The organism is Tychonema sp. LEGE 07196 (assembly GCF_963890365.1).
Lineage (GTDB): Bacteria > Cyanobacteriota > Cyanobacteriia > Cyanobacteriales > Microcoleaceae > Microcoleus.
In genome coordinates this window covers 1-5,377 of sequence record NZ_CAWPRX010000170.1, presented here as the reverse complement: position 1 = coordinate 5,377, position 5,377 = coordinate 1, and the positions used below count along the sequence as shown (strand labels likewise).

Annotated in this window: 3 protein-coding genes; 2 read left to right on the top strand and 1 reads right to left on the bottom strand. The window is 49.7% G+C overall.

From position 1 onward, the window contains the following. Positions 1-204 precede the first annotated feature (204 nt). On the bottom strand, positions 205-1,569 hold the full coding sequence (locus AACV78_RS20630) for a proton extrusion protein PcxA (RefSeq protein WP_194013018.1): 1,365 nt from the start codon (positions 1,567-1,569) through the stop codon (positions 205-207). Between the two features lie 53 nt (positions 1,570-1,622). On the opposite strand from AACV78_RS20630, the gene AACV78_RS20625 reads away from it, so the two are divergent. Then, positions 1,623-3,860, top strand: coding sequence for a recombinase family protein (locus AACV78_RS20625; RefSeq protein WP_194013019.1), 2,238 nt, complete (start codon positions 1,623-1,625; stop codon positions 3,858-3,860). Between the two features lie 346 nt (positions 3,861-4,206). After that, on the top strand, positions 4,207-5,377 hold a 1,171-nt coding region (locus AACV78_RS20620), incomplete at its 3' end, for a calcium-binding protein (RefSeq protein WP_304941024.1).

Sequence of the window (5,377 nt, the reverse complement as noted above, 5' to 3'; positions counted from 1 at the left end):
GACAGCCCCTCCCGCGGGGAGAAATAAGAATAATCTTGCTCCCTCCCCGCGGGAGGGGAGGGTTGGGGTGGGGTGCTTTGGATTTTTGCAAGAGTTCTACTCAAAGATGTCAAATGGGTTCTATAGGTGGTAAAATCGAATAAACCGCGAAGATGCTATCAGCTTCTTCGCGGTTTATTTGTTCCGATGCTACCAGATTTGATATTACTCGTTCATATTCTTGTAAGTTGCAACCGCAGAAGGCGAACTCCGGTTTAAATAGCGGAATATCCAATACTTAAATACCGTATCCAAGATAACTGGAAACGTCGCGATGAACAGAAATATAAACTGCCTATTTTCTGGCAGTCCCAAATGCCTCGATAAACCTTCGAGAATTATTTCCCAACCGTGCGGCGAGTGAAATCCGACAAACACGTCAGTAAACAAAATAATTATGAAAGCCTTAGCACTGTCGCTAAGTCCGTAAATCACATCGTCCATGAAAGATTTTAAAATCTCAATTTCTTTCTTGTTAACAAGGAGAATCCAGACAAAAACAAAGCAAGAAATTAAGTCGGCAAAAATATTTTTAATGGCTCCACCGCTTTCACTACGGTATTCCTCCGCTAGCTCAACTGCTTTTGCAGTAATCTTCTTTTCCGTTTCCTCTTCCGAAAGCGACGGAGCAATGCCAATTAATTTTTCAAATTTTAGCTGCCGCTCAAATTGCTCTAGTTTTTCAAAGGCTTCTTCTTCCAACTCATAATTAATGAATATGCGAGATTCTTCCGGGACTCTAAAACGGTCAACTATCGGCCCTACTATAAAGTTTTTGGAAATTTGATTCGCCAACAGCGGAACTAAAATCAGTAGCAAAATAAATCTCAGAGAAATGACTGTTTTTACTTGAGAATTACGAAAATTCTTAACTACGTCTTTTTCGGCTTCTGGGTTAAGTTCTTTAGTGATTCGACTCAAGGTTCCCAAAAGCGATCGGGGTAATAAATTAACCTCTTCAGAGTTAGTGTCTACTTCGCCCGCCTGATTTTGAAGTGAATTAGCTGAACCTGGGTTTACGTTAAGTTGAGAGGTGCTATTTGTAGATTTTAATTGTTGGTTTTCCAAGCTGAAAACCGGAACGATCGCAGTTGATTTACCCTGATTAATATATTTGTCGATGACCCCATCAATAAATGCAAGCTTCTCAAAGACAAGGGATGATCCATCTCGATCGTCGAAACCTAATCCGTGCTGGCGGCGCTCTGTGCTATTATTTGCCGCCTGCGGTTTTGCTCCTACCCGATCGGGCAATTCCAAAAAATAACGGCTAGCATTAAACTCAACCATCCTGGTGTGGATCACCTTGAGGTATTTTTGCAGTTCGGATTTAAAGTAAGACAGGGTGCTTTGTCCGTAATCGCCCGCTCGCTCCGAGATCCGTTGGCCCCCAAAATGCTCATCTTCGATCGCCTTAATTGCTAAAGCAGCATCATAAGCCTGTTCTAGGGCTCTTTCAGGTGTATCTCTATACCACTGGTTAGCGCTGTAGAGATATTTGACAAACCTATTCCACGCAGAAGTATTCATAACTAAAAGCTGGTTCGTTCGCAGCAGACATTAGTGACTAAATTATTCATGGTATGGTAACAGATTTACAAAAATTGGGAACGCCGGCAGAAAATTCAATTTGGATTGTCGGAGCCGCCAAAACCGGCAAAACCGCTCGTTTAGTCGAGCAGTTCTGTATTTGGAGCGAAACCGTTAAGTCTTTGCCCGCAACAGTTTCAAGCCGGGGGCATTCCGGGCGGTGGCGGGCGGGACAAACAGCCCCAGCAATTTTAGTATTAGCAGCTAACGGCGATAATCGGCTGGAATTAGCCGATCGCATCGCCGCAGCCACCCAAGGAAAATATGCCTTTCACTCCACAACACCCTTCGGTTTTTTTGAGCAAGAAGTATTGCTATTTTGGCCGCTGCTAGTTGAGTCACTGCAGTTGAAGGCTCAATTTCCGCTGAGGCTGCAACCTGAAACAGAATTGGAACTTGCCGCCCGACTCTGGCGTCGCGAATTAGACGAAGGCATTTTGCAACAAACAGGAGTCAGTCCAAACCGAATGGTGCGTCGAACTCTAGACTTATTACAACTTGCTGCTGTCAGCGGCACCCCCAGAGAAGAAATTAAGAGCATTTTGGAACAGGGATTTGTCGGCTTTGGCGGCTCGCACAGCCTGTGGGCTAGCATGGGAGAATTGCTCGAAAGGTGGTGGGAATGGTGCTTGACGCGGGGGCTGCTGACTTACGGGATTGTTTGCGAACTCTACTGGCGATATTTGTTGCCAAATGTTACTTACCAGCAGCAGTTGACCTCTAGATACCAAGCTACGATCGCAGATGATGTTGACGATTATCCAGCCATCAGCCGCCATTTGTTCGATCGAATGCTCGATCGAGGCGTGGCGGGAGCCTTCTCCTACAATCGGGATGGAGGAGTGCGTTTGGGTTTGGGGGCGGACACCGAAGACCTCGCCCAACTCGAAAGCAGGTGTCGCATCGTCGAAAAATTGGACGCAAAAGCGGGTTTATCCCCAGAAATTGGGGAATTGGCGGTAAGTTTAGCAGTAAATTCTGAGGGTTTTTATCCTTTAGGCTTGAGTTTGCCCGGATCAGTTCGATCGCTCGAAACAATTTCGCGGGCCCAACTGCTGCGAGAAACCGCCGAAATCATCGTGGATGCAGTGAAATCAGCAGCCGTAGAGCCGCAGGAAATCGCCGTAATTGCTCCGGGGATGGATGCGATCGCCCGTTACAGTTTAACGGAAATTCTAGCCAGACACGGCATCGTTGCCGAATCTCTCAACGATCAGCGTCCCCTCTCGACTACGCCAGAGATTCGAGCTTTGCTGACTTTGTTAGCCTTAGTTTATCCGGGACTAGGCCGTTTAGTCGATCGAGACGCAGTAGCCGAAATGCTAGTAATTTTAGGCAGCCAGAAACATCGGGAAGTAGTGGAAACAGAAGATTCGCAGCCCAATTTCCATCTAAAATCTCAAACTTTTTCTGAGCGAAGTCGAAGAATTCCGAATCAAAAATCGATCGACCAAGTGAGAGCAGGTTTAATCGCCGATAGCTGTTTTTGTCCCGATGTCGATCGACCTCAATTGCTACCAATTACAGCCTTTCCCCGGTGGGACAGAGTGGGACACCGAGCCTGTGCCGCCTACGAGCAAATTGTCGAGTGGATCGAACAACAGCGATCGCAACAACAAGAGCGGCTGTTGCCGAGTCCCATAGCCCTGCTCGATCGAGCCATCCAGAAATTTCTGATCGACGACAGATACCTAGCCTACGATCGGCTCTCAGCCCTGCGAGAGTTAATGGAAACCGCCGCCCACTACTGGGAAATACACGGACGAATCCAGCGCCAAGAACCAACAAACAGCAGCGAATCAGAAACCATCGCCCGGTTCATCCAGTTATTGCGCCAAGGAACCGTCACCGCCAACCCCTATCCCGTCCGCGCCCAAGGAACCCAAAGCCAAGCAGTCACCCTGGCCAACATCTTCCAGTACCGCAGCAGCCGCCGCGCCCACAAATGGCACTTTTGGCTGGATGCCGGCTCGTCCCTGTGGCTGAGTGGCGGTGCAGCGACATTGTTTGGTGCTCCCTTATTTGTGCGATCGCAACTGGGGCGTCCCTGGGAAAGCGAAGACGAAACCACCGCCGACCAACAGCGGCTGCGGCGAATTCTGCTAGATTTGTTAAGTCGCTGTTCTGTACTTTACCTTTGTCACAGCGAACTAGCCGTCAACGGACAAGAGCAAACTGGGCCACTTCTGCCCCTTATTCAGAGTTCTGTTTCTTGTCAGCAGTCAAGCTAAAACTAAGAGATTCGACAGGCCTCAAGAAAATTATGAATGCAAAGATTTTCATTTTTTCCACCCTTGGATAGCTCATCGAGGCTGACTTGAATTCAGACTTTTAGGGTCGAGCAAAATCCGGCGATATTAGAGTGTACCCAAAACCCACATCAAAACTTGCAAACATTACTATTTCTAGCACAAAAAATACCTGAGTTCAAGAAAATCTATAGCCCTGGCAATTTTGATTTATTATGCTAGAAATGAGCGAGATTATTAATCAATAATAAGCCAGATTTGAGGCAATAAACTGAGATTGATCAGTTCTTAAAGTTAATCGGAACCGTCGTTTAAAGGAGCCAAAATAATGCCCAGTGCAGTACCGCGTATCATAATTGAGCCAACTCCAACTCCAGAGCCAGCACCAACGCCAACTCCAGAGCCAACTCCGACACCCGCACCGACACCGACACCCGCACCGACACCGACACCCGCACCGACTCCCCCTCCCTCCGGCGACGACACATTTGGTGGCATAGACGACACCTTGGGCGGAGGCGGTACCGCACCCTCAACGATCGGAGGCGTGATCCGGGGCACAGAAGCCAACGACTCCCTAGGAGGCAGTCCCGGCCCCGACGTGATTTCCGGGCTGCAAGGCAACGATACCGTCCTAGGCTTGGACGGCGACGATTTAGTATTTGGCAACGAGGATGACGACGTGCTGTTCGGCGGGCCCGGCAACGACGTACTCGACGGCGGTTCAGGACTCGATACCATCTACGGAGGTAAAGGCAACGACTCCCTTGATGGGGGAAATAACCCCGACCTGCTGTACGGCAATGACGGCAACGACACAGTAATCGGAGGCGAAGGCAAAGACACCGCTTACGGCGGCAAAGGCGGCGACAGCTTGCGCGGGGGATCTGGCGACGATAGCTTTTTGGGCGACAAAGGCGACGACATCGTGTGGGGCGACCAAGGTAACGACTCGCTCTTCGGTGGCGACGGCGAAGACTTGCTATTTGGCAACGAAGGAGGCGACTGGCTCTACGGAGATGCCGGCGCGGACACAATTTTTGCTGGCGACGGTGACGACATCGTGTTTGGAGGTGCTGGAGACGACATCATCGACGGCGGCGCTGGCAACGACGTGCTGTGGGGCGACGAAGGCAAAGACATCGTGGCCGGAGGCGAAGGCAGAGATGTCTTTGTCATTGGTGGCTTCAGTTCCCCCAGCGGCAGCAGCAACGGCACTAACCCGGCATTTGTGACCACAGGCGGCCCGGATATCGCCGATGCGGACATTTTCACAGACTTTCGCCAAGGCGAAGATTCGATCGGACTCAGCGGCGACCTCAAGTTTGAAGATTTGGTAATCTTCCAAAGCACCGACAGCAAAGCCGGCAGCACAATTATTCGCAACGGAGTCAGTGGCGACTTTTTAGCAGTATTGCCCGGAGTTGACAGCAGAACCCTAGGACGCAACTCCTTTGTAATTGCCCCCACAGTTCCCGGTAGCGCCACCCCGCTACCCC